This is a genomic window from Streptomyces sp. CA-294286, from assembly GCF_050947155.1.
Taxonomy (GTDB): Bacteria; Actinomycetota; Actinomycetes; order Streptomycetales; family Streptomycetaceae; genus Streptomyces.
This window is the reverse complement of the sequence record NZ_CP192004.1, coordinates 56417-79526: the sequence shown is the minus strand read 5'-3', so window position 1 is coordinate 79526 and position 23110 is coordinate 56417. Positions and strand designations below refer to the sequence as shown.

The following is a 23110-nucleotide window of genomic DNA, read 5'->3' as shown; positions in this document are numbered from 1 at the left end:
CCACGACCCAGCACCGGCGGGCAGTCCCCGCGCTTCGTGCAAACGAAGCGCGGGGACCTCGCCTCTCTCCGCAGCCGGAACTTCGCCACGCCGTGCCGGAATTCTCGGATCACCTCATCGCTGTGTCCTCCGACGCTGTCTCGTGGCGGTCGTGGCCGCGAGTGGCGGGGACGGATGCCGGCGGTGGGAGATGCACCCGTGCCGGATGGCGTTGGTGCCAGCGGGTCAGGGGTCCGGGTGCCCACCAGTTGGCGCGGCCGAGCAGGCACATGACGGCGGGGACGAGAACGCCGCGTACCAGGGTGGCGTCGACGAGAACGGCGAGCGCGAGGCCGAGCCCGAGCATTTTGAGGATGGTGAGCTGAGAGGTGATCAGGGGGAGCAGGGCGAGAGCGACCAGCAGAGCGGCGGTGGTGATGATGCGTGAGGTGGCGGCTACGCCGGTGACGACGGCATCGTGCAGTGGCCGGCCGTGGTGGTGTTCTTCGAGGATGCGGGCGAGGAGGAAGACTTCGTAGTCGATGCCGAGGCCGAAGGCGACGCAGAACATGAGGAGCGGAACGGGCAGGATGAGTTCGCCGGTGGGTGGGCCGCCTCCGATGAGGGTGAGGAAGTGTCCGTCCTGAAAGACGGTGACCAGGGCGCCGAAGGTGGCGCCGAGGCTGAGGAGCCCGACGATGATGGTTTTGAGGGGCAGGACGAGGGAGCCGGTGAGCAGGAACAGCAGCAGACCCACGGCCGCGGTGACGCAGCCGGCGGCGAGGGGCAGACGTTCGGCGAGGGCGGTTTCGGTGTCGGCCTGACGCGCGGGTTCCCCGGTCACCAGGTGGGTACCTGGCGCGGGCAGAGCGCGTAGCCGGTCGATCAGTGTGGCGTCCTGAGTGGGCGGTTCTGCGGCGACGACGGCGAGCCAGGTGGCGCCGGGCGCGGTGTAGAAGGCGGCGGACGGGCCGGGGCTGCTGTGCTGTTTCCCGCTGCGGTAGGTGCCGGTGGGCCCGTCGACCATGCGGACGTGGGGCAGGGCGGACACGCGGCGGGCGTAGGCGTGTACCTGTTGTTCGCGGTCGATGGCGTCGGTGTGCGGGAGCAGGACTTGCAGGGTGCGGTTCCAGGGCACGTCGAACTCGGTGCTGATCTGACGGGACACGGCGTGTGCTTCTGCGTCCGCGGGCAGGACGCGGGCGTCCGCCGGCCCGAACTTGATGTGCGCGAACGGCAGCAGGAGGCACAGGAGTACCCCGGCGGCGCAGCTCGCGGACAGTGCGGGACGGCGGGTGGCGATGCGGGCCAGGCGCGTCCAGGGGGCGGTGGGGCGTAGGCGTGCCCAGCCCTTCCGGTAGGGATGCGGGGGTGAGGCGGGGCGCCGCAGACGTTCGCCCAGGAGCAGGAGGGCGGGGGGCAGGAGCAGGAGCGTGGCGGCGGCGGACAGCGCGACGACGAGCATGCCGGCCAGGGCGAGGGAGCGCAGGAAGGGCAGAGGAAAGAGCAGGAGGGCGGCCAGGCACGTGAGGATGGTGGCGGCGGAGTAGAAGACAGCGCGACCGGTCGCCCGCATGGTGGTGGTCGCCGCGACGCGTACGGATGCTCCGGTGGCCAGTTCGTCGCGGTGGCGGGTGACGACGAGAAGGGCATAGTCGACGGCGAGGCCGAAGCCCAGGGCCACGGCCAGGTTGGGGGCGAACACCGAGATGGGGTAGTGGGGGGCGATCAGCCGCAGAGCGGCGAGCGTTCCGGCGATGGCGAGGCCGCCGACCAGGGCCGGCAGCAGGGCCCCGGCCACCGAGCCGAACACCAGCAGCAGTACCAGCACGACCAGGGGCGCGCCGAAGAGTTCCGCTCTGATCAGGTCCGACTGGCTGAGCTGGGAGACCTGCACGCTGGTCCAGGACGCCCCCGTCGCGGAGAGGGTCAAGGGCCCCTTCCGGCCGGAGAGTTGGGGCACCAGCATCCGGGCGGTCTCCACCGCCTGCGCCTCACTGCCGGCGAGGTCCACGGTCACCAAGGTGCTGCGGCGGTCGCGGGAGAGCAGCCGGGGGTCCTGCTCGCTCCAGTAGGAGAAGACATGCTGAACACCGGGCCGGTGGGCGAGGTCTTCCACGAGGCGCAGTCCGGCGTCGGCGACAACCGGATCGTCGGCGTGCGCGGTGCTGCGCACCCGCAGGACGAGGTCAGGCAGCCCGGCGCCGAAACGCTGTGCCAACAGGGCGTCGGCCCGGGTGGCTTCGGTGTCCTGTGCCACGTAACCGCCGGGGGACAGGCCCGCGGGCATCAGCAGCAGAACCGCCCCCATGAGCACAGCGGCGAACAGGCCGGCGGCGGCGGCGCGGCGCGGGCGACGAATGACCATGCCCACCACGCGCGGCATCTGCCGGTCCCCCCGGGGGCCGGCGCCGACGTCGACGGGAGGCTGCGGGCGCGGAGTGGCGGGTGGCATGAGGCTGCTCTTCTCCTAAACTCAACCACGGTAAGTAGTCAATAGACTTCAAGGAGTAATGGTATGGGTCTGGTGCAGCGCATCACCAACGCCTGCGTACGCGGTCAAGCAGAAGCGGGACGGGCACTGCGCCGGGCCGCTCTCACGGCGGCAGCCGGAGGATGCGCCCTACTGACCGTGCTGAGCGGCCAGCCGGCGACCGCCTCCCCGGCGACCGCCTCCCCGGCGACCGCCTCTCCGGCGGCGGCCTCCCCGGCGACCGCCTCCCCGGCGACCGCCTCCCCGGCGACCGCCTCTCCGGCGGCGGCCTCCGTCCGGGCGGCAGCAGCAGCCCAACTGTCCTGCTCTGCGCGGACGGTGCCGGGCAGCCCGGTCCGCTTCAGCCCCGCCGTGTCCGCGCGGGCGAGGGCGGTCCGGGCCGAGGGCACGGTGCTGCTGGAACGCTGTTCTTCCCCCAACGGGCGCCAGCCGTCGGTGCGGTCGGGACGCCTGACATTCCGTGGGACGGGCATGGCCACCTGCACCCGTGTGCGTCAGGTGCGCGGCTCGGCAACGGTGACCTGGTACGACGGCCGTGGGCGCAAAGTGGGAGTCTCTACTCTGGCACCCCGCGCGAATCCCGGGACGCCGCTGAACGCGCTGGTCTCCGCTTCTGTCACCCGTGGCACGATGGCCGGCCGACAGATGCGCGGCCGCCTGCAGCCCACCAGTGACGTGCGCAGCTGTGGCACCCGCGGCCTGTCAAGCGCTCACGGTCGCGGCGCTCTTTCCCTCCACTGACCCCGCGGGTGCGCGGCTTCCGGAGCGGCTGTCGGTGCGTCCGCTGCGCGCCCCGGACGCGGTCGGCCTGGACGACGAAGGCGGTGCCGATCAGTGAGCCCGTCGAATTCGGCTCGTCAGGTGTTCTCCGGGGGACTGAGCCTGGCACTGTGGGCAAGCGTCGCAAGCATCAGCGCCGAGTCCGCATGAAGCGTGATGCGCACCGGTGTGAAGGTGGTGGCGTCCACCGGCGACCCCCGGTGCCGGGATTGCGGGCGTAGCGCGGACGGGCGCCTCCGCTGATCTGCCAGCGTATGCGGTGGCCGGCGGCGAAGCGGTGGGCGGTGGCCTCGTATGCTGCGCGGATGAGCGATCAGAGGGTGAACGTGCCCATGGCGGGCGGTGTCGGGGACGCGGCCGGGGCCGGAGCGACCGCTCCAGGCGGGCAGCGTACGGGTAGGAGCGCCGGGGCGTCCGTACGCGCCACGCTCTGGGTGCTGCTGGTCGCCTGGGGGATCGCCGCCGCCAACACCGGACTCGCCTACGTCACGCTGGGCATGGACTTCGTCCCGATCGCGGCGGGCGTGCTCGGCTGCCTGGTCTTCGTGATCGTGCTGCGGCTGCTCCACAGGGCCTGGTGGCTTGCCGTCCTCTCCGTGGTCCCCGCGCTCTTCATTCTCGTCGGGTCCGTTCAGTACGCCCCCGAGGCGGCGCTCGACCGACGTGGCGTCCGCGAGACAGTCACGATCACCGCGGACAGCGCGGCGGGAACCGCGAGCAAGAACCACCGGTTCACCCTGGTCGGGACGGGCGGTGAACTCGACGAGACCCTTGAGTACCGCGGGAGCAACCCCGGTTACCGGGTGGGCGACCGCATCGAGATCCTCCGCGACCCGCAAGGCGCCGTCCCGCTGGAGGACGCCGCGGACGTCGACCCCGAAGGCAGGCTCGGCGGCCTCGTCACGGGAGTCGCCGCATGGACGGGCATGACGCTGCTCGCGGGCTGGCGCGGCCATGTGCGCCGCCGGGAGAACCGCCGGGCGTGGAGCGGCACGATTTAAGGGCCTGTGCGATGTCGTGATCGAGTTGTGGGTTCTGCCCTCTTCGCGGGGTGGAACCCGCTCGGACCGGGGGTGTAACACGCAGGCAACTCACCCATGCCCAGTTCATCGAGCCGTACTTGCCGACCGGTCGTCCGGCCCGTACCCGGAGCGGTTGCGCGAGCAGGTCGAAGGGGTGATCTGGCGGTTCCGGTCCAGTGCTCAGTGGCGGGGGATGCCTGCCGTGCTGGGGCCCCTGGGCGACCGTCTTCTACGGACGCTTTCGCGCCGCACGACGCAGGTGTCTTCGCCGCCCTGCTGGAAGGTTTGATCGCCGAAGGCGCCCGCGCGGGGAGGATGGACCTGTCGCTGGTCAGCGTGGACTCCACCACGGGCCGCGCCCACCGGTCAGACAGCGCCACTGGCAGCCCGCCCGGTTCTGGTAGAAGACCGCATTCACGACTTCCCGGAGGTCGTAGAACCCGGGAGCCGCCCCAGCCGCCCAGTCAGACGATCTTCACCATGGACACCCGCCACCGATCAGCACGAGCACGCTGGAATCCGCGCACACCAGCCCCCGACCTGCTCACTTCACGGTGCACACCGCTCCCTGGGCCTGAATGGTCTCTCTCTGGTCTTGCTCGTCCAGTTCCTCCGCCCGACAAACCCGCCCGAACTGTGCTTCGGCCTCCTCCGGGAGCCGATCGGCAGGGCCGAAGTCGCTGACCTCGACCCTGACTGCGGCGGTTGCCACAGTTATCGAAAATCGATAGATTCTCATCGTTGGTCGATAGGAGGACGGGTCATGGGTAAATTGACGGTGCTTGCGTTGCGAGGCGTACTTGTACTGCTGCTGGGGGGCTCGCTGTTCGTGCAGGCGGTGATGGTCCCGCTGCTGGCCGCCGACATGAAGGGTCCCACCGGGGACTTGGCGCATCTGCGGACACCGGTTCTGGTGATCATCGTTTTGGGAGTGGTCACCGCACAGGTGACCTTGGTGTGCGTGTGGCGGCTGGTGTCGATGGTGCGGAGCGGAACAGTGTTCTCGCAGAGGGCCTTCCGCTACGTCCATGTGGTGATCGGCGCGTTCGTCGCAGCCGCCCTGCTCGTGTGGGTACTGGGCGCGCTGCTGGCGCCCGGCGAAGCGGTCGCGCCGGGAGTGGTGCTGCTGCTGGGCGGAGTCGGGCTGGCGATTCTTGGGGTCGCGCTGGTTGTGCTCGTCCTGCGGATGCTGCTCGCGCAGGCAGTGGCGCGTGAGGTGCAGGCATCGCGGATGAAGGCGGAGCTGGACGAGGTGATCTGATGCCGATCGTGGTTGACATCGACGTCATGCTGGCCAAGCGGAAGATGTCCGTGGGCGAGCTCGCTGACCGCGTCGGCATCACCCCCGCCAACTTGGCCGTACTCAAGAACGGCCGTGCCAAGGCGGTCCGGTTCACCACCCTCGCCGCCCTGTGCGCCGTACTGGATTGTCAGCCGGGTGAGCTGCTGCGGTTCGAGGAGGAGGACGGCGCAGCCCGCCCCTGACCGCGGCGGGCGACCAGGGCCCGGTGCAGTCTCGGCGCAACAGGGAAACCTTGTTGGGCTCCATGGGGCTGACCTCGGCGCTCGACGACGTTCGTCGCCACGTCGAACAACGGCCTCGGGACTGGTGGGCTCGCATGTTGAGGTGTCGCGTATGCGTAACTGACGTCGTCATCCCCATGGCGCTGAGTGAGTCGTCAGGGCTGTCGAGCGCGGTGGGATGATCGCATGGTGAGTGAGTGAGTGAGTGAGTCGAGGTCGTTGGCTACGGAGGCGGCGCGACCTCTCAGAAAGCTTTCACCGTGCTTGCCGTGACGACAGCCGCCCTCGGCTCTGGCCCGGCGGCTGCGGCTGCCGCGCCTGCGGCGGCCGGCGAGAACATCGTGGGTATCGGCAACGCCGCCTTCGACAACACGATGATCACCGTGAGCCGGCAGGTCCGGGCGGTGGGACACACGGCACATGGTTCCGGGGCCCTGAGCACCCTCGCCCATCTCCCCCTCAGCCTTCCCCGCAACGGTGGCGTCGGCGGCGACCCCTTCGGTCTCGTCAATGCGGAGAACACCGCCGTGGTGTCCTCGGGCTGCGAACCTCACGGAGTGGAAGTGGCCTGTTCCCGTAAGAGCGGCAGCGGCTTCCCGGGTTGCTCCGGCCTCCCGCCTTGGGCGTGGGGCCCTCTCCATGCCCGATACGGGAAGGGCCGGACTTTCGGAGCCCGTCACCGAGCCACCATGCTGCGTCCCGGGGGCCCGGCGGCTGCTCGCCGCGGACCAGGTCACGGTGACGGCACAGCCGCCGGCCGGGCCCCGCAGACCGTCTGCTGATGTGACGAGATGGCGAAGAGGACATCCGGGTGGACTGCGGACCCTGGTGAAACTGAGGGCGTGCCTCATGCCGTCCCCTTTGCCAACACTCGTACGACGTGTGGGGAGATAGGCATGACCGTCTGGAAGTTTCCTCCGGTTCCGTCGGTGGACGGGTGGCTGGACGCGGACCCCTACCGATACCCGGGCGCCGCCACCACCGACTCTCTTCCGGGCGCCGGATGCGGCCCCGTCGAGCGTGACAGCTCCCTGCTGTCCGCGGCAGATACCGGGCGGCTGTCTGCGCGGTTCGAGCCTGCGGCCCACCGGCGTCTCGACCTGCTGGCCGCGCTGACAAGGGCGGGTGTCGCACCGGCGCCCGGTGACGCGGAGGCCCTCGACGTGTTGAGCACCCTGGACGACAGCACCTGCGCCGTGCTCCTGCGCTGGATTCACCGCATCTGGTGACCTGTGAGGTGGGCCGAGGCGTGCCCTTGATGATGCCGCGGGCGCGAGCTGGCCCTGTTCCCGGCCGAAAGGACCGGTCCGCGAGGCGGTGGCCCGGCGTGGACGTCGCCTCCACGGTGCAGCTGTGAAGACCGGTGTCCGGGATGGGCGGGTGACGGATTGGTTGCAGGCCCTACGCGGCGGTGAGTGGGTCGTTGGCACAGTCATGCATGGTCAGCACCGAGCACTCTTCCCTCCCGCCCCCGCGGCCCTCCGCGGCCGCCCGTCTGGCAGCCGCCAAGTCCCGCCGCCAGGCGCACGGCGGACGACGGGACGCCGTTCTACGACGCCCTGGTGCGGGCCTGGCGGCAACAGGGGCGCGACCTTCCCCGAGCCGCCGACACCGACCGCGGCTCCGGCCAGCGCGATCCGAGATCTCTGCCGGTCCCTTTGCCACGTCGGTCCGTCAGCCGACAGGGGACCGCCGCCCCGCCCTGAGGGGAGGGAGGGGGCGCAGGCGCCCGCAGGTACCCATCACGAGCAGTGAACCGTCTCTCGCGACCGCGGGGGGCGTGAGTCCCGCTCATGCTTGCCCGACAGTCCTGCTCATGCTTGCCCGACGCGGTTGCTGCCCAGGAGTGACCAGCACCTGCGCCCAGCGGGGTACGCGGGTTGCATGCTGCGAGGGTGTACAGCTCGGTTGCCGAGTAGAAGTGTGTCCGCAGGTGGCCGACTGAACGGCCTTCACCAGCCCGCGCGGCAGTAACAGGCGCTGGGCGCGCGCAGCCGGTGCGGCGGGTCATCCGTCCGCGGACCGGTACTCCGAACGATCCCGTGTGCGCAGTGCATGTCGGCGGCGTGCGGATTCTCGCAGGTCCTGCCAGGACGCCACGTGGGGGCGACGGCGCAGAAGGGCGCGTCGTTCGCGTTCGGTCACTGGCACCAGTACCAGTGGGTCCGGCAGAGCTTCGGCGTCGACCCGTTGCAGGTCTTCGGGGACGCGGCGCGGCCTGCGGCGGTGCGGATCTACCGGAAGGACCTGGTGGGCCAGGCCGTGTCGAGCCTCATCGCGGACACCACCCACGTCTTCTTCCAGCGCAAGGGCGAGGAGCCTTCGGTCTCCTTCGAGTACGAGGGGACGGACCGTTCCGAGACGGTGGTGTACGACTTCTACGAGATCCTGCGCCGCGTGATCCGCTTCGCGGAGGACGAGGAACACTGGTCCAGGTTCGTCGCCGACCGCGGTCTGCGGTCGGCGAGTGTCGCCTACGAGTCCCTCGTCGAGGACCTGACGGGCACGGTCGGGGGAGTCCTCGACCACCTCGGCATCGCGGCCCGGAGCGAACCGGCGTCGAGCCTTGCCCAGCAGGCCACCGAACGGAACCGGGAGTTCTCGGAACGTTTCCGGGCCGACCTGCGCGCGTACCGCGTGCCGGATTCACTGTCCGAGGGCATGGTGCACCGACTGGGACTGGAAGGAACGGCGACATGATCACGCGTCCCCTCGGTGCCACCGGGCCGCTGCTCCCGGAGATCGAGCTCGGCACATGGAACTGGGGCAGGGAGGTGTCCCTGGACGAAGCCAGGGGATGCCTGCACACGTATCTGGACGCCGGCGGCTCCTTCCTGGACACCGCCGCCTCCTACAACGCCGGTACCTCCGAAGAGTTCATCGGATCCCTCCTGCGGAACGGACTGCGGAACCGGCTGGTCATCGCCACGAAAGCCGGCGTCGACCCACGGACCAAGGAACTGGACGTGTCCCGGCGCGCGATGCTGCACGCACTGGACGAATCGCTGCGCCGGCTCGGCACCGATCACGTGGACCTGTGGCAGGTCCACGCCTGGTCGGACGCCGTCGACCTCGCCGAGACCCTGTCCGCGCTGGACACCGCGGTCGCCACCGGTCGCGCACGTCACGCCGGCCTGTGCAACTACCCCGGCGAGCAGGTCACACGGGCGTGGATATGGGAGCGCGAACACTCCGCCGGCCCTCTGGTGTCCGTCCAGGCCGAGTACTCGCTGCTGCGGCGCGGCATCGAACAGGACACGCTCCCCGCCGCCAGCGCCGCCGGAATGGGGTTGCTGGCCTGGTCACCGCTGGCCGGAGGTGCTCTGACAGGCAAGTACGGCGTGACCGACACCATCGGCACGCGCGCGGACACCCCGTACTACGAGGGGTTCTGCGAACGCTACTTGGACCAACCGGACGACCGGCGCGTGGTCGAAGCCGTTCGGCTCGTCGCCCAGGCCATGGACGTGCCGGCCGGTGCGGTCGCCCTGGCCTGGCTGCGTGAGCGCCCAGGGGTGGTCTCCGCCCTCGTAGGGGCCCGGAACGCCGACCAGTTGCGCGCCTCGCTGGCTTCCTGTGCGGTACGCCTTCCCGACGAGCTGACCCGGGCCCTCGACGCCGTCTCCGCGACGGCGACGGAAGCGGCGGTCCAGCCATGAGGCCGGACCGCACGCACCACCTGTACGGCGCACCCCGTACAACTCACGAAGACGCTCAGTAAGAGGTGACAGTGTTCTCTGTTCTGCGGACCCCGAAGCTCGGGCGCGTGTGGGCGGGGCAGTTCGTCAGCATGGTCGGCGACGGGGTCTACGCCATCACCGTTTCCCTGTACCTGCTGCCCCGAGCCGACGCGGCACAGGCGCTGGGCACCCTGCTGGCGGCGACCACCTTGGGCAGCGTCATCACCCTGATCTTCGGCGGAGCCGTCGCCGACCGGGTCCGCAGATCCCTGGTCATCTGCGCCGCCGACCTCCTGCGGATCCTCGGGGTCGCCGCCCTCCTGGTCACGGGCCCGGACGCCCCGATCGCGCTCCTGGCGGTCCTGGGAGCCGTCTTCGGCTGCGGCGCGGGCATCCACCGCCCCGCGTACACGGCGCTCATCGCCCAACTCGCCGGACGGGACCAGCGCCGTGAGGCATCGGCGCTGCGCTCGGCGACCAGCCGCTTCACCGGAATTGTCGGCCCGGTCATCGGTGGGTCCGTCACCGCTGCCTCGTCCCCGCGCTGGGGTCTGCTGATCAACATCCTCACCTTCGTGTTCAGCCTCGCGACCCTCGTGAAACTGGAGGAGCCGAAGGTGAGTTCCGGCAAGGACGGCGCGGACAGGGCCGGATTGGTGCGCGAGGCGTTGGACGGCATCAGTTATGTCCGTGGCCAGAGATGGATGGTCGGCGTCATGGTCCAGGGCACTGCCCAGGCGGCACTGGTCATCGCACCGATGGCAGTGATCGTGCCGCTCGTGATGGGTGGCCGCGGGCCGGCAGCGCTCAGCTTCGTCACGAGCGCCACCGCGTGCGGCGCGCTCGCGGCGAGCCTCACCGCCTCCCGCATACGCTCCCGGCGGCCCGGCACCGTCGCCATGCTCGGCCTGTTGTGCGAGTTGCCGCAGATCGTCGCCGTGGCGGTGGACGCGCCGACCGCGTGGGTGGTCGCCTTCAGTGCACTGGCCGGTGCGGGAGCGTCCGTGTTCGCGGTCCTCTGGGGCGCGGCGCTGCAGGAACAGACCCCGGACCACATGCTCGGCCGGGTCTACGCCCTGGACGCCCTGCTCACCCAGGCCCTCATGCCGCTCTGCGTGGCAGCGGCAGGCTTCCTGCTGGGCGTGCTCTCCGCTTCGGTGATCGCCACCTTCGCCGCCTGCGCCCTGCTCCTCACCGTGGTCGCCGTCCTGCCCGTGCCCGGAGTCGCGATGCTCGGCACCACCATCCCGGACGAGGAGCCGGACAGGGCACCGCACAACCAGGAGTCGGCCGGGCGCGCCTGACGCGACCGCAGAGGAGCCCTCAGGCCACGAACGGTCCGTCGGGGTGAAAGAGCACTACCGAGATCGGGACGGCCCCCTGCTCCCCGTTCGGGCCAGTTGGCATGCAACGCACCCCTGGTGGCCCGCATCACGAGGTCATCCCCATCTGGCTGGTTGGGGCCGTCAGTCAGGGCGCGGATCCGGGAGGCCCTGCGCCTGGACGCCGAGGCCCGCCTCGGCGCAGTCGCTCCGGTCTACCTCCGCCCGAAGGGTCCGGGACACCGACTGTGCCGGAGTGCCCCTTAAGCTTTGCCCATGGGTTCGACAGCAGGTCACGACGGAGGAGCTCTGCCCAGCCAGACGGCCCCCGCGCAGGGCTGGCAGGCGCCGAGCACGGTCGAGTGGGGGCTGTACGAGGCGAAGACACGTGGCGACTGGCCCGCCTATTACGACCTCGTCGCTCGGGCCGACCTGTACATGATGCAGTCGCGGGAGTACGTCGACGCGAACCCGGGCAACACCCGCTTCCACCCCTACTGGAGCCCGCAGACTCAAACCGTGTGCCTGGCCGTTTACACCGGCGGCATGCTGCCGCCCCCCGTCGCCGATCCGGTCTACAACTGCTACGACTTGGGCTGGTTCGCGAAGGCCTGGCACCAGAACGATCCGCCCTACCTCGTCGTCAACCCCGGCAGTCCCTGCGAGGGCATCCTGCCGGCCGGGCCGGAGGGCCGCGCCCTGTGGCAGCACCACTCCGCCCGCGTCGAACGACCCGGGCTGGCCCAGGACGCCGTCCACACACTGGAGTTGGGCGGGCCACGCAGCGGTCCCGTCGCCTTCGGTCTCGCGGTCGGAGCCCACGTCAACGTCCGCAACGGACACTACTGGAACTCGATGGCCTACCACGGCAGCGGCTACCGCAGCGAGAAGCGCACGCTGGAACGCTGGTGGGGCGTCCGCACCCGCGAGGACTGGCAGGACACGCAGGAGAACCTGCTGAGCGCCGGGATGGTCAGCGGCGTCTGGGAGTTCGTCCTGCAACTGCGCCGCTCCATGGCCCTGGACTTCGCGGGCCCCGTCGACGTCGACCACTGGCGCCAGGCCGCGGCGAATGCGGTACGCCGCCGCACCGAGGCCGCCGCCGAACCCCGCCTGACCGCGGACGGCGTCACCCAGGGCCGGACCGTCACCGCCGCAGAGCTGGAGGGCCAAGTAATCGGCGTGCAGCGGCTCATCGGCCGAATCGCCCGCTACGAGGCCCGGTTCCGCGCCGACGGCCTGCTCCCCGAAGGGGGCTTCATCCGAAGCGTTGAGGCATGGGACTACGGCCGGGCTTCCGGCATGGCCCGCTGGGGCCTCGCCGCCCGCCTGTGCTCCCTGCAGGAGGCGGAGGCGGCCGTGGTCCGCGCAGGCCGTCTCGTTCAGCTCAACTACCGCTCGTGGGACAGCTTTTCGGCCGCCTACATACTTGGCCGCTGCCTCCACTTCGACGAAGAGGAGTTCGGCGAGTGGTATCAGACTGCCCTCGCGACACACCGCGCCCTGACCAGGGACCCGTCCAGCCCGTGGCGCACGCTCCCCTGGACCTGAGGTGTGCAGACAGGGCAGGTCGGAGGCGGCCGAACCGATCCCGAGGTTCTGGGCGACCTCCCTCAAGGCAGCCGACTCGTCCGGGTAGTCACCACGGACCTCGGCGACCCTACGGACCGCTTGTTTGTGCGGCTCAGAAGGGTAGGAGGCAGGGCGTGCCATGATTTAGTCCTTCTCGGGAGCGAGTCCTTACCTGACCCGGAACGGTTCAATCGCAGCGCCGGTACCAATGGCGGGACGTGACGACCCAGGCACGCGAGAACCGCACGGTCCGGGGTGGGCCGCTGACCGGTGGCTTCGGGCCCGAGTTCGTCGAGGCGGCAGAACGTATTCATGTCGGCTCGGGCGAAGCCGCCCTCAGGGGTAGCGTCGTGCGACGTCGCAGTCTTCCGGATGGGTTGGGTGCAGGAATCCCCGGACCTCGGGAGACCTCGGCGCCTACCCGGCCACCGACGCAGGGTGGGCTGCCATCGCCGGTGTGACACAAGGTCCTGACGGTTGATGATCTGAAGTCATCCAGGTGAGGGCGAATCGTCCTGCTTCGGCCCCGGCCCACGCGAAGGTGACCGGGGCCGGAACGTGAACGGTGGCTTTGGTCACGGCTGGTGAGGCACTCAACTCTGCAGCGTTCAGCGGCCGATGTCGTCCAGCTCGGTCAAGTCCTCATGAGAGAGGGAGAGTCCCGCGCCTGCGATGTTCTGGCGCAGGTGTGCCGTCGATGACGTGCCGGGGATGAGCAGGATGTTCGGTGATCGATGCAGCAGCCAGGCCAGTGCGACGGACATCCGAGGCGCCTCCAGTCGAGCGGCGACCGCCGAGAGCGCCGAGGACTGAAGCGGGGTGAAGCCTCCGAGGGGGAAGAAGGGCACGTACGCGACGCCGTCGGCGGCGAGCCGGTCGATGAGCTTGTCGTCGTGGCGGTGGGCGAGGTTGTACATGTTCTGCACGCACACGATCGGCGCGATGCTCTGTGCCTCGGTGACCTGCTCCTCGGTGGCGTTGCTGATCCCGAGGTGGCGGATCAGGCCCTGCTGCTGGAGTTCGACGAGCGTCTCGAACGCCTCGGCGAGTGAGCCTGGCTGGGGACCTTCGGCGTTGCCGAGTCGGAGGTTGACCAGGTCGAGTACGTCGAGGCGGAGGGACTTGAGGTTGTCGTGCACCTGGCGGCGCAGATCTCCGGGTCGGCGGGCTGTAGGCCAGCCGCCCTGTTCGTCGCGGGTCGCGCCCACCTTGGTCACGACGTGCAGCGACTCGGGATAGGGGTGCAGTGCCTCGTGGATCAACTCGTTGGTGACACGCGGCCCGTAGGCGTCGCTGGTGTCGATGTGTGTGATACCGAGGGCGACCGCTTCACGCAGCACGGCCAGGGCACTCTCGCGATCGGCGGGCGGCCCCATGACCCACGGGCCGGCCAGTTGCATGGCGCCGTAGCCGAACCGGGTGACGGCCAGGTCACCCAGAGCCCAGGTGCCGCCGGGAAGGGAAGGGAAGGGTGTGCTCATCTTGTTGCCTTTCGTCGTGCACTCGGGGGTGGCGTCTGCTGCCTCCCTGCATCAGCATTGGAGAGGAACTTCCTGTCGGGAAGTAGGCACTTGGAAGTGCTTAACCCACCCATCGGTGAGAGGTGCGATCAGTGACGACGATGAAGGCGGCCCAGAAGAGGGCGCAGGCCAAGGTGGAGTACAACGCGTTCCTGGCAGGGTGCCCCAGCCGGCAACTGCTCGACCGAATCTCGGACAAGTGGGTCGTCCTGATTCTGTGTGCGCTGGGAGGCGACAACAGCCCTGGCCAGCCCGGTGCAGCACACGCGGACGCCCCGAAGGCGATGCGTTACTCCGAGATCTCTCGTCTTCTGGCCGGGGTCAGCCAGAAGATGCTGACCCAGACGCTACGGTCGCTGGAGCACGATGGTCTGCTCACCCGTACCGTGACGCCGACCGTCCCTGTCACCGTCTCCTACGAGCTGACCGACCTCGGCCTCTCGCTCCACCACATGACCCGCGGCCTCAGAAACTGGGCGCAGACACACATGGCCGAGGTCCTCGCAAACCGCGAGAACTACGCCGCTCGCACCCCCTGACGACTCACATCCGACCATCCGACAGCTCTGCATTCTCGGCCTGCACCCTCAACTGCGAAGAGCCCCTTTGCGGGCCACTTCGGTGGACGGGCGGTGCCCGGTCCTGCCTACCACCCAGCCGTAGACGAGTACGGCGAGCACCGCTGCTGTCACGAGTCCCAGGATGAGCTGGAGCCATGGGTTGTCCTCTGCGGCGACCTGGCTGCCGATCATGGCGACCCACACGACGGCCAACAGTTGTCGGACGAACCTCATGAACGCTCCTCTTCCGGTCCGCGGCCAGGGTGCCGCGACACCTCGAACGCCACGGAATTGGCGGTCCCGCATCGTCACCTCACGGTAGACACCTGCGCGTAGCTCGCATGGAGGAAAAGCCCGCCCAGCAGGCCGGCCGGCCCGGTCGTGACCATGACGCCGACGCGCCTGGACAGCCTTGGTGAACAGCCTCCGTCAGCCCCCAGTGGTAGAGGTGCATTGCGCCTGGTCACGGGGCCACGAAAGTGGTCACAGCTAGCGCCTTGTCTACCCGAGCGGCGGCCAGGTCGTCGTGACGGATCACAAAACTCGTGCAGTACTCCTCGTAGACCCGGGCTTCACTGGCGAGTGATATCCATTCGCTCGTCATCCGGTGTTTTTCCTTCTCCAGGTGGGAATCCCGCTTCGCGATCGGGATGGCTGGAGTCTTGTCTGCCTTCTCGCGCCCCGCGAGGGTCTGCTCCGCAATGCTGTTGATCACCTCATCATCGGCATACCCGCCGATGGCAAGGTAAGCGTCAGACGGCCAGAGGTCGTGGGCCAGAGCCCGAAGTTCGTTCAGGTGCGGCAGGTCACACTCCACGTACCGCACCAATTGCTGCTGGAAGGGCGACATGTCCTCCCAGTCGAGATCCTCCCAGAACTCGTGCCAGTCCTCGTCCTCGCCCTCCTGGAGCCAGAGGGGCAGTTCGGCTCTGAGCTCGGCGCCGACGTCGAGCTGCTCGCGGACACACGTGGAGTCAGGGGTTTCCGCGACCGCGGTTTCGGTACCGTCCGGTACATACACGACTCGCGCGTACCTCCCGGAACCGTCCTCATGGTCCATCTCCTGGTTCACGAAGAAGAGCAGTGTCCCGTCCGCCGGCAGGTCGAAGCCGTCGACTCTCGGCAGCGCCCCGCAAGCGACGGAAAGGAGCAACGGCAACGGAATGTCCCCGGCGGACGGCCACTCCATACCCACCGGCAGCCGGGGCAACCCGCCGAACTGCCCGACCGGAGGACCACCGCCCACGGACAGTCCGATCGACAGACGAAGGTGCTGTCCGAATCTGCTGATCTCGTCGTCCGGGATGCCCAACTCAAGCGCTGCCCGACGAAACTCTCCCTGATGATCCATGCCCGAGAAGGTAACGCCTTCTCAACCCGGCTGTGTCTGGGGGGTGTTGGCGGACGTGCTGTACGTGGTGGAGCGAACGGTCGGTCATCTCGGATCCTTCCCGCGGATCCGCCTCCAGGAAGCGCGGCGAGGCCTTCGGCCAGGCCGTCCAGCAGAGCTGAACTGACCGAGACGACATCCCGCACCCACTCCGCCCAGCGTCTTCCGCTCGCGCCGGGACGGCTTGCGCTCGCTGGGCACGCTCATCACCTCGCCGGCAGGCCAATGCCGTTCCTGCGCTCGCTGCCGCAACAGGGGGAGCCGGTCCGCATCCGGATCGGGCCGCAGGACGCCTACGTCGTCACCATCGCATCATTGATCCGGCAGACCCTTGGGGAGATGTTCGACGAACTGCGCCAGCAGATGGGCGAAAGCCCTGCCCAGCGAGCTCCGGCCTGCAGCGCGCAACGAGGCTTCTTCTCCGCCTCGGTGCGAAGAGCTGATGGACCTCACAGGGCAGCCGATGAGCTGCTTACAGCGAGGTGCACGAATGGATCTCGTTTGTGGCACAGGGTCGCACGCCGTCGAGAGCGAGGTGGAGCAGGCGGCGAGCAGCTGCCGGATCGTCTTCAGTGACCAAGGAAACGGCCTCGGCCAGGGTGAGCAGATCCTCCGGGGAGAGCCCAGGGCGGACGGCGGCCACCGATATCGCTCGCTCCACCAGAACCGCCGTCGACTCGCGCATGACCACGTGGCAGCTCTCGCCGTTCGGCGGTTCGTTGTCCGCTCCGGTGGCCAGCCATGCAGCCAGGCCACGGGTGTTCGCGGCACAGACCGTCAGCTCCTCAAGCCATGTGACAAGTCCTGTTCGCGGGTCACGGCCGGCCAGTTCGGCCGCTCGTCGGCGAAGGCGCTCGACGATGCCCTGAAAGACCTCTTCGAGCAACGCGCGCCGAGAAGGAAAATGCCGGTGCAGGGTCGCGGAGCCCACGCCGGCCTCGCGGGCGATCTTCTCCAGGGAGACCTGGGCGCCGTCGCGGGCGACGAGGACCGAGGCGACCTCGACGAGCCGTTCGTGGTTGCGCTGCCAGTCCGTCCTCTGTGGCCTGGGCCGCTGGTTCGCCACCGATGGCAACCTTTCACTTAGACAAACGGAGGGACACCCCATATCGTAGCCGACATCAAACGGGGTGCCACCCCGTTTACGGTTTCAGGAGAACAGCTATGTCTGCATCGTCATCGTCCGTGCTGGTCACAGGAGCGACGGGCAAGCAGGGAGGCGCCGTGCTTCGCGCGCTGCTCGCCTCCGGCATCCCGGTTCGCGCCCTCGTGCGCGACCCCGAGTCCCAACGCGCCGCCGCCCTCAGTGATCTTGGCGCCGTGCTCGTGCACGGTGACTTCGAAGACGTCTCGACCCTCACGGCCGCCCTTGAAGGCTCCCGCGCAGTGTTCTCCGTGCAGACGCCCGACATGGCTGACCTGATGGGCGATTCCGAAGTCCGACAGGGCCGCAACCTCGTCGAGGCCGCTCGCACGGCGGGTATCGAGCACTTCGTGCACACCTCGGTCTCGGGCGCGGGCACCATCGACATCGAAGACTTCGACGAGCAGCGCTGGGGCGCGCACATGGGCCACTACTGGCGAAGTAAGGCTGCGGTCGAGGACATGGTGCGCGCGGCGGGGTTCTCCCGGTGGACGATCCTGAGGCCGGCCACGTTCATGGAGAACTTCGTCCGGCCATCGATCTACTTCGCCGACATGACCTCGGATCGGCTCCTCGTCGGCGTCGACCCCGACGCTCGGCTTCCCTTCGTTGCGGTGGACGACATCGGAACGGCCGCCGCCGCAGCGTTCGCGGAGCCTCAGCGTTTCCACAGCGCCGAACTCGAACTCGCCGGCGACGTCCTGAGTTTCCGCGACATCGCCCAGCTGCTGTCCAAGGTTCTGGCGACGAATGTCGAGCTCCCCACCAGCCCGGAGCACGCCCTCGCGGAGGGTCTCATGGCCGCGCTCTTCCAGGCACAGCAGTACATGAGTACGCATCCCGCGCCGGCGCGTCCCACGTACGCGGCGAACCTGGGTATACCGACGACCACCTTCCACGACTGGGCGCAGAGCTGAAATGCCTGGTAGAGGCCAAGCACCCAGGACTGAAAAGTCACCAGGCCCGTCGAAGCGGCTTGCCCAGGGGCCGGCTCGGGCTTGACCGCGTACGCCCCTGTCACGCCGGGCCCCCAGCGCGGGTGTCCGAGCCGTCCCCGGGGCGGCACGGACACCACTGGCTCTGTGCACGAGATCGACAGCAGTTGTTCACCGGTTCGAGCGGCGGTTGGGCCAAGGGCGGGAGTCGAACTGTTCATGAGTTCGGGTTCTGGCTCACTTTTCGTGGAGGGCTGACTGAGTGTGGCGTCAATGGCTCCCCAGGCCGTGAGCAACGGGTCTATGGCTCCCCAGGCCGTGAGCAACGGACAGCCGGGATCACGTGCCCACGACCTCGCTGCATCGCCTGATCGCCGTTCTCTTCGTGGCGTCGCGACGGCAGACTATGAAGGTGGACTCTGACCTTTACCCTGATCTGGCCGCTGCGGGCAGCCTGGCCGCAGCGCTGGAACAGCTGGCGGCCGAACTCGGTGCCGATCTCACGGTGGTACCCGGCGATTGGGGCCCACTCGTTTCGGCGGGCATTGCCCCGTCGGTCCCTGAGCGCAAGCCGCTATCCGTTCACATCGGGGCGGAGAGCCGCTGGTTCGGTGTCTCCGGCTGGAGTCACGGAGTCGAACTCATCACCGGAGCCACGTCCGACCTGGCGGATGTCGTCAGAGCCGGAGCGGCATGGGGGCAGGGCAGGAGCCTGCGGGAGCTGCGGGCTGAGCTGTCGTTTCTGCGTTCCAGCAAGCGCGCGGAAGCTCACGAACGCGGGTCGGCCGCGGTGGTGAAGCTGCGGTGGCGCACAATGCGGGAGCAGGCGGCCGAGGAACCGGATTTCACAGGGTTCGGCGAACTCGTGGAAGCGGCTCATGCAGAACCACGGCTGCGACAGCTCTATGTATTCTCCAGCCATTGGACGCTCGGCTTCAGCTCCTGCACTGGATACCCGTTCCGCATTGAGGTGGCCATCGTCCCGTCACACAGCGGCAGCCCATTCCGCGTGAAGAGGCATCCGCTCTCCGATGATGTTCTCGGCAAGGCCGCCACAGCCGAAGAGGCCGTTGCCCTGGCAATGCGCCATCTCCCCACCGATCTCGGTCCGGCCGTCGCGGGAACCGCCGAACAAGATGGATGACGAGCGTGAACCAAGCCACTGACCGTCACCGGTTCCGTGGCCGTGCTCGGGTGCCGGCGACAGCTCGACCAAATGCGGACCAGACCGTCTGCGCACAGGATCGCGTCGGTGAGCTCGAAGAGCGCATCCGGGCGGGCGTGGAGGGAAACGTAGAACTCGACCCGAAAGCGGGACAGTACGCCCCAACGCCTCGCCCGCGGACACCTCGACAGGGACACTCATGAGCAGCGGCCGTTCTCGCAGCAGGTCGAGTGACCTGCGATGTTGAACGCCAAGCTCAGAGCAGCTCAGCCGACCGCGGTACGAACGAGCTGAGCCCGGGCGACCTCAAGGCCGTGATGCAGAGCTGACCGGCGCACTATTCGGACGCCCCACGGACCAGCCGCCCGTGGGGCGTCCGTGTGTGCCCCCGGACGGCCGGACCAGCCGATGTTCCGCCTCGTGGGACGGACGGCGCAGTGGCCGCACCAATGGGCGGGACGTGACCGGCGGCGCGGCTTTGGAGTCGGCCTGGAGCGGCAGGGGTGCCGGGACGTGACCCACCCAGGCCCGGAGCCACGATGGTCGGCCCGATCCCCGCGTACCTCTTGCCCGAGCACCCGGAGCACCCGGAGCACCCGGAGCACCTGGAGCACCTGGAGCACCTGGAGGAGCTCGTCGCCGCGAGCCGACCGCGCGCGGCGCGGTTTTCCTCCCGGAAGCCGCCGCCGGTCCGCCGCCGCTCCCGGCAGCACCCCGGCGGTCGGCCGAACCTGTGGCGGGTCGCGCGTCTGCGCCGACGCCACCACGGGTGAACCGACACGGCAGACGCCACCGCGCGTCCAGGTGGGGCGCCACCCAGAGGGTGGGCTCCCCCGCGGCGCGCGTCGGGCTGGAGTGGACTCCACACTGATGTCCATCGGATGAGAGTGGAGCCCGGCGTCGGGCTCGGCTTGCTGGTGGTTCGGCAATCGCTGGTTGGCTCCTCACTCGTACCGGTACTTCAGCGAATCCGCTTCCGCCTGTTCGATGTCGGCGATCGTCAGTTCCGGCATCCGCAGCTGGGCCAGGGTCACCTCGGCCGAGGCCGGCTGGGCATCTGCCGACAGCCACTGCTCCGGTTTCCAGGCTCCGCTGCGCAGCAGCGACTTGGGGCAGTGCGGGTAGACCTCCTCAATCCCCAGCACCAGCGCACTGGCCGGCGGCTTGCCCACGGCGGTCAGCTGCGACAGCAGCTCCGGGCGGGTGGAGACGCAGGCTCGGCCGTTCACCCTGAGTGTCGTGGCGCGCCCCGGGATGACGAACAGCAGCCCGGCCCGTCCGGTGGTGATGACATTCTGCAGGGTGTCCAGACGCTTGTTGCCGGTCGCGTCCGGTATCGCCACCGTCCGTGTGTCCAGGACGGCAACGAACCCGGCGGGGCCACCGCGCGGGGAGACGTCACAGTTGCCCTCCGCGTCCGCGCTGGCGACCAGGACCAGTGATGAACAGCCGATCAACCGCTGTGTCTGTTCAGTGAGTTCGGTCATCTGCTTGCGAACGGCCGCGTCGCTGGGGAGGCCGTAGGCCCGGCGCAGCATCTCCTTGTCGGGAACGGCGTCAAGGCGAAGCGAGTCGAAGGCGCTGCTGGCAAGGGGTGTCGTCATGCCTCCGACCCTAATGGGCCGACCTACAATCGATCTTGGTCAATAAATGTGGGGACATGGAGACGGCCTCGCGAGTTGTCGGGCGTGTGAAGGTCAAGAAGGTCCGCGCGGCCATGGCTCATCCTGCCTTCTGCGGACTGTCGCGCCAGCATCTGGGCGAGTTGGTCGCAGGCTCGCCCCACGCTGGGTGGCACGCGGTGAGTCCGGGCGCCATAGGCGACGTAAGGGTGACCGTCGGCGGGAGGCGGGGGTCGGGCCGAAGTACGAACTGGTCCTCACCGACTGGCTGCTGGTGACACTGGTCCATCTGCGGACTGGGCTCACCCATGAGGCGTTGGGCGTGCACTACGAGGTGGGCTCTTCCACGACCGGCCGGGCGATACGGGAAGTCCGCCCGATGCCGGCGGATCGTGGGTTCGCCGTCCCCGACCGGCCCGGCATCCGGCTGCGGACCCTGGAGGATGTGTCCGCCCATGACGCAGCCGAGGACGTCACCTTGCGGATCGACGGGATGGAGACCCAGGTCCGCCGCCTGCACGCGGGCTGTCCCGGTCGGCGGCGAGCTTTCGTCTCCGGCAAGCGCAGGCAGAACACCGTCAAGACCACCACGATCAGCGACGGCCAGGGTCGCACTCTGTGGCCCGGGGCCCAGCGCCCAGGTCGGATGCACGACCGGAGCGCCGTGCGCACCGAGGGCATCGCGGAGCAGTTCCCTGTGCGACGCCAGCCGCGACGGGATCCGCCTGTACTACCCGGGCAGCGACGTCGAACACGTCACCCCGCAGGTACGCGCGGACGTCCACACGGCGATCACCACGAGCCTGGCACGGGACTGGCCGCCCTACCTCCAGGGCCTCGACCGCGGCGCCCTGCAGCCCTCATAGCCACGCCGCCCGCACTGCGGGCCCGGCCACCCTTCCGGGCCGGGCCCGCAGCCCCGGCACTCTCCCGGGCCGGGCCCGCAGCCCCGGCACTCTCCCGGGCCGGGCCCGCAGCCCCGGCCGCGAGCGGTTGAGCCTGCCGCTATGGTCAGGAGACCGCGTGTGCGCCCGGCCCGGTCCATGGCGTGGGGTCGGGCCATGGCTTGGGGTCGGGCACACATCGCCCCCGCGGTGTCCTAGCCGGCGGGTTCCGGTGGGATGCGGGAGGTGAGCTGCTGGGCGAACCAGTGTGCTTCCTCGGCGAGTTCGTCGTCCTCGTCAGCGACGAGCTGCAACAGGCGCAGCAGGTCATGACTTTCGGAGAGGGTGAGCAAGGGCAGCAGCGGACCGGCGTTCTCTGCCGCACCGTGCGCGGGTGGAGTGGTCTGGGGATGAGTCATGACCTCCACAACGCCTACAGACGTGCCCGGATACGCACCGGTACGCCAACGGAGTTCCCAGCGAGATCGCGCGCACCCCCTGGGCGACCCGATGGAAGGCACGGCCGTTGTCGGACCCTGTCCGTAGCCTTGGCTGAAGTACCCCCGGCAGGAGGGCACGTGGCCCGCAGCGGAATCAACAGGATCAACAAGCGTGAGATCGACACGGGGGCGAAAGGCTCGGGCAAGGAGGCCCACAAGAGCCTGGAGCTGGCTCAGCGTAGGAACTTTGGACGCGTATCCGCCCAGATCGATGCCACCATGGGCGCGGTCCCCGGCTGTGGGGTGGCCGAGAGCAACGGCTGCCTGGTACCGCTGCGCGACCCCGCCCGGAGAGCGTGACCGCGTGACACTCACCGCACCCGGCACCGTAGGTACCGAGGACACGCGCCTGATCGTGGTCCGGGGCAACAGCGCCTCGGGAAAATCGTCCGTTGCCGCCGGGCTGCGCGAGCAGTTCGGACGCAACCTCGCCATCGTCGGCCAGGACAACCTGCGCCGGACGGTGCTGCGCGAACGTGACCGGCCCGGCGGCGCCAACATCGGCCTGATCGACCTCACCGCCCGCTACGCCCTGGACAACGGCTTCCACGTCGTCGTCGAAGGCATCCTGTACGCCGACCGCTACGGCCCCATGCTCCAGAACCTGGTGCGTGCCCATCGTGGGGTCTCGCGTTGCTACTACCTCGACGTGCCGTACACGGAGACGGTGCGGCGGCATGCGACGAAGACGGATGCCGAGTACCTCACCCACGTCACCCCCGATCACCTCAGCGACTGGTACCGGGAGAAGGACCTGCTGCCCGAAGGCCTGGAGAGCGCCATCGGCGCGACCAGCACACAGGACAACACCATGCAGCAGATCCTGCGCGAAAGCGGGCTGGACCAGATCCCCCCGATCGACCGCTGACGATGCCCTTCGACGACTCGCGTCCGGCTCGTAAGGGGCCTCGATACGCGACTGGACCGCGTCACCGCAACTGACCGCGCAGGAGGAGGCCCAGTGGCTGCTTGGGGAACCCGCTGCTCAGCGGGAACCCCGTTCTCCTTGGGAACGGG

The 23110-nt window shown here is 69.1% G+C and carries 22 protein-coding genes and 5 pseudogenes; 16 read left to right on the top strand and 11 right to left on the bottom strand.

The features are described from left to right. Nucleotides 1-109: 109 nt before the first annotated feature. The 3 genes and pseudogenes from ACQPZG_RS00380 to ACQPZG_RS00370 all read right to left on the bottom strand — a co-directional run. Nucleotides 110-2434: an MMPL family transporter gene (locus ACQPZG_RS00380; protein WP_433543715.1), complete on the bottom strand. Its 2325-nt coding sequence runs from the start codon at nt 2432-2434 to the stop codon at nt 110-112. Nucleotides 2435-2538: 104 nt separating this feature from the next. Continuing rightward, on the bottom strand, nt 2539-2946 hold the full coding sequence (locus ACQPZG_RS00375) for a hypothetical protein (RefSeq protein ID WP_433543714.1): 408 nt from the start codon (nt 2944-2946) through the stop codon (nt 2539-2541). Nucleotides 2947-3330: 384 nt separating this feature from the next. Further along, nucleotides 3331-3536 (bottom strand): annotated as a pseudogene (locus ACQPZG_RS00370) (CocE/NonD family hydrolase C-terminal non-catalytic domain-containing protein); the annotation flags it as partial. A 22-nt stretch (nt 3537-3558) separates the two neighbouring features. Here ACQPZG_RS00370 and ACQPZG_RS00365 point away from each other — a divergent pair. The 5 genes and pseudogenes from ACQPZG_RS00365 to ACQPZG_RS00345 all read left to right on the top strand — a co-directional run bounded on the left by ACQPZG_RS00365 (nt 3559) and on the right by ACQPZG_RS00345 (nt 7028). Continuing rightward, nucleotides 3559-4254 (top strand): hypothetical protein, encoded by a 696-nt coding sequence (locus ACQPZG_RS00365; protein ID WP_433543713.1) that lies wholly within the window; start codon nt 3559-3561, stop codon nt 4252-4254. Between the two features lie 50 nt (nt 4255-4304). After that, nucleotides 4305-4638, top strand: a pseudogene (locus tag ACQPZG_RS00360) (transposase); the annotation flags it as partial. Nucleotides 4639-5038: 400 nt separating this feature from the next. Beyond that, the gene (locus ACQPZG_RS00355; RefSeq protein ID WP_433543712.1) at nt 5039-5536 is read left to right on the top strand and encodes a DUF2975 domain-containing protein; all 498 of its coding nucleotides are present in this window, start codon (nt 5039-5041) and stop codon (nt 5534-5536) included. Then, complete coding sequence (locus tag ACQPZG_RS00350) at nt 5536-5760, top strand: helix-turn-helix domain-containing protein (protein ID WP_433543711.1); 225 nt, start codon at nt 5536-5538, stop codon at nt 5758-5760. Before ACQPZG_RS00355 ends, ACQPZG_RS00350 begins: the two co-directional genes overlap by 1 nt. A 935-nt stretch (nt 5761-6695) precedes the next feature. Continuing rightward, complete coding sequence (locus ACQPZG_RS00345; protein ID WP_433543710.1) at nt 6696-7028, top strand: hypothetical protein; 333 nt, start codon at nt 6696-6698, stop codon at nt 7026-7028. 778 nt (nt 7029-7806) lie between these two features. Here the strand turns inward: ACQPZG_RS00345 and ACQPZG_RS00340 are convergent. Then, nucleotides 7807-7944 (bottom strand): annotated as a pseudogene (locus tag ACQPZG_RS00340) (WhiB family transcriptional regulator); the annotation flags it as partial. On the opposite strand from ACQPZG_RS00340, the gene ACQPZG_RS00335 reads away from it, so the two are divergent. The 4 genes from ACQPZG_RS00335 to ACQPZG_RS00320 all read left to right on the top strand — a co-directional run bounded on the left by ACQPZG_RS00335 (nt 7900) and on the right by ACQPZG_RS00320 (nt 12352). Further along, nucleotides 7900-8499, top strand: a complete 600-nt coding sequence (locus ACQPZG_RS00335) for a Stf0 family sulfotransferase (protein WP_433543709.1) — start codon at nt 7900-7902, stop codon at nt 8497-8499. The pseudogene ACQPZG_RS00340 and the gene ACQPZG_RS00335 overlap by 45 nt on opposite strands. After that, a complete protein-coding gene (locus ACQPZG_RS00330) occupies nt 8496-9458 on the top strand; it encodes an aldo/keto reductase (RefSeq protein WP_433543708.1) in 963 nt (320 codons plus the stop codon). Before ACQPZG_RS00335 ends, ACQPZG_RS00330 begins: the two co-directional genes overlap by 4 nt. Before the next feature lie 71 nt (nt 9459-9529). Continuing rightward, nucleotides 9530-10783 (top strand): MFS transporter, encoded by a 1254-nt coding sequence (locus ACQPZG_RS00325; protein ID WP_433543707.1) that lies wholly within the window; start codon nt 9530-9532, stop codon nt 10781-10783. A gap of 294 nt (nt 10784-11077) precedes the next feature. After that, nucleotides 11078-12352: a DUF1266 domain-containing protein gene (locus tag ACQPZG_RS00320; RefSeq protein ID WP_433543706.1), complete on the top strand. Its 1275-nt coding sequence runs from the start codon at nt 11078-11080 to the stop codon at nt 12350-12352. Between the two features lie 629 nt (nt 12353-12981). On the opposite strand, the gene ACQPZG_RS00315 is transcribed toward ACQPZG_RS00320, so the two are convergent. Continuing rightward, the gene (locus ACQPZG_RS00315) at nt 12982-13854 is read right to left on the bottom strand and encodes an aldo/keto reductase family oxidoreductase (RefSeq protein WP_433543705.1); all 873 of its coding nucleotides are present in this window, start codon (nt 13852-13854) and stop codon (nt 12982-12984) included. Nucleotides 13855-13994: 140 nt separating this feature from the next. On the opposite strand from ACQPZG_RS00315, the gene ACQPZG_RS00310 reads away from it, so the two are divergent. After that, nucleotides 13995-14432: a winged helix-turn-helix transcriptional regulator gene (locus ACQPZG_RS00310; RefSeq protein WP_433544573.1), complete on the top strand. Its 438-nt coding sequence runs from the start codon at nt 13995-13997 to the stop codon at nt 14430-14432. A 60-nt stretch (nt 14433-14492) separates the two neighbouring features. Here the strand turns inward: ACQPZG_RS00310 and ACQPZG_RS00305 are convergent. The 3 genes and pseudogenes from ACQPZG_RS00305 to ACQPZG_RS00295 all read right to left on the bottom strand — a co-directional run. Further along, nucleotides 14493-14687: pseudogene (locus ACQPZG_RS00305) on the bottom strand (CPBP family intramembrane glutamate endopeptidase); the annotation flags it as partial. 229 nt (nt 14688-14916) lie between these two features. Next, complete coding sequence (locus tag ACQPZG_RS00300) at nt 14917-15804, bottom strand: DUF1963 domain-containing protein (protein WP_433543704.1); 888 nt, start codon at nt 15802-15804, stop codon at nt 14917-14919. Between the two features lie 511 nt (nt 15805-16315). After that, nucleotides 16316-16909, bottom strand: coding sequence for a TetR/AcrR family transcriptional regulator (locus ACQPZG_RS00295; protein WP_433543703.1), 594 nt, complete (start codon nt 16907-16909; stop codon nt 16316-16318). A 98-nt stretch (nt 16910-17007) separates the two neighbouring features. Between ACQPZG_RS00295 and ACQPZG_RS00290 the strand changes: the two genes are divergently transcribed. After that, entirely contained in the window at nt 17008-17904 is an 897-nt protein-coding gene (locus ACQPZG_RS00290; protein WP_433543702.1) for an NmrA/HSCARG family protein, read from the top strand. 361 nt (nt 17905-18265) lie between these two features. Further along, on the top strand, nt 18266-19066 hold the full coding sequence (locus tag ACQPZG_RS00285; protein WP_433543701.1) for a DUF6193 family natural product biosynthesis protein: 801 nt from the start codon (nt 18266-18268) through the stop codon (nt 19064-19066). Between the two features lie 27 nt (nt 19067-19093). Here the strand turns inward: ACQPZG_RS00285 and ACQPZG_RS00280 are convergent. Continuing rightward, nucleotides 19094-19284: pseudogene (locus ACQPZG_RS00280) on the bottom strand (NF041680 family putative transposase); the annotation flags it as partial. Nucleotides 19285-19626: 342 nt separating this feature from the next. On the opposite strand from ACQPZG_RS00280, the gene ACQPZG_RS00275 reads away from it, so the two are divergent. Next, on the top strand, nt 19627-19860 hold the full coding sequence (locus tag ACQPZG_RS00275; RefSeq protein WP_433543700.1) for a hypothetical protein: 234 nt from the start codon (nt 19627-19629) through the stop codon (nt 19858-19860). Between the two features lie 171 nt (nt 19861-20031). Here ACQPZG_RS00275 and ACQPZG_RS00270 read toward each other — a convergent pair whose 3' ends face one another. Next, the gene (locus ACQPZG_RS00270; RefSeq protein ID WP_433543699.1) at nt 20032-20691 is read right to left on the bottom strand and encodes an MSMEG_1061 family FMN-dependent PPOX-type flavoprotein; all 660 of its coding nucleotides are present in this window, start codon (nt 20689-20691) and stop codon (nt 20032-20034) included. 46 nt (nt 20692-20737) lie between these two features. Here ACQPZG_RS00270 and ACQPZG_RS00265 point away from each other — a divergent pair, with 46 nt between their 5' ends. Continuing rightward, complete coding sequence (locus ACQPZG_RS00265; protein WP_433543698.1) at nt 20738-21706, top strand: transposase family protein; 969 nt, start codon at nt 20738-20740, stop codon at nt 21704-21706. 102 nt (nt 21707-21808) lie between these two features. Here ACQPZG_RS00265 and ACQPZG_RS00260 read toward each other — a convergent pair whose 3' ends face one another. After that, a complete protein-coding gene (locus ACQPZG_RS00260; protein WP_433543697.1) occupies nt 21809-22012 on the bottom strand; it encodes a hypothetical protein in 204 nt (67 codons plus the stop codon). Between the two features lie 159 nt (nt 22013-22171). On the opposite strand from ACQPZG_RS00260, the gene ACQPZG_RS00255 reads away from it, so the two are divergent. Together ACQPZG_RS00255 and ACQPZG_RS00250 are read left to right on the top strand one after the other, a co-directional pair. Then, on the top strand, nt 22172-22393 hold the full coding sequence (locus tag ACQPZG_RS00255; RefSeq protein ID WP_433543696.1) for a hypothetical protein: 222 nt from the start codon (nt 22172-22174) through the stop codon (nt 22391-22393). A 4-nt stretch (nt 22394-22397) separates the two neighbouring features. Continuing rightward, nucleotides 22398-22961 carry an AAA family ATPase gene (locus tag ACQPZG_RS00250; RefSeq protein ID WP_433543695.1) on the top strand — a complete coding sequence of 188 codons (564 nt, stop codon included), beginning with the start codon at nt 22398-22400 and terminating at the stop codon, nt 22959-22961. Nucleotides 22962-23110 lie beyond the last annotated feature (149 nt).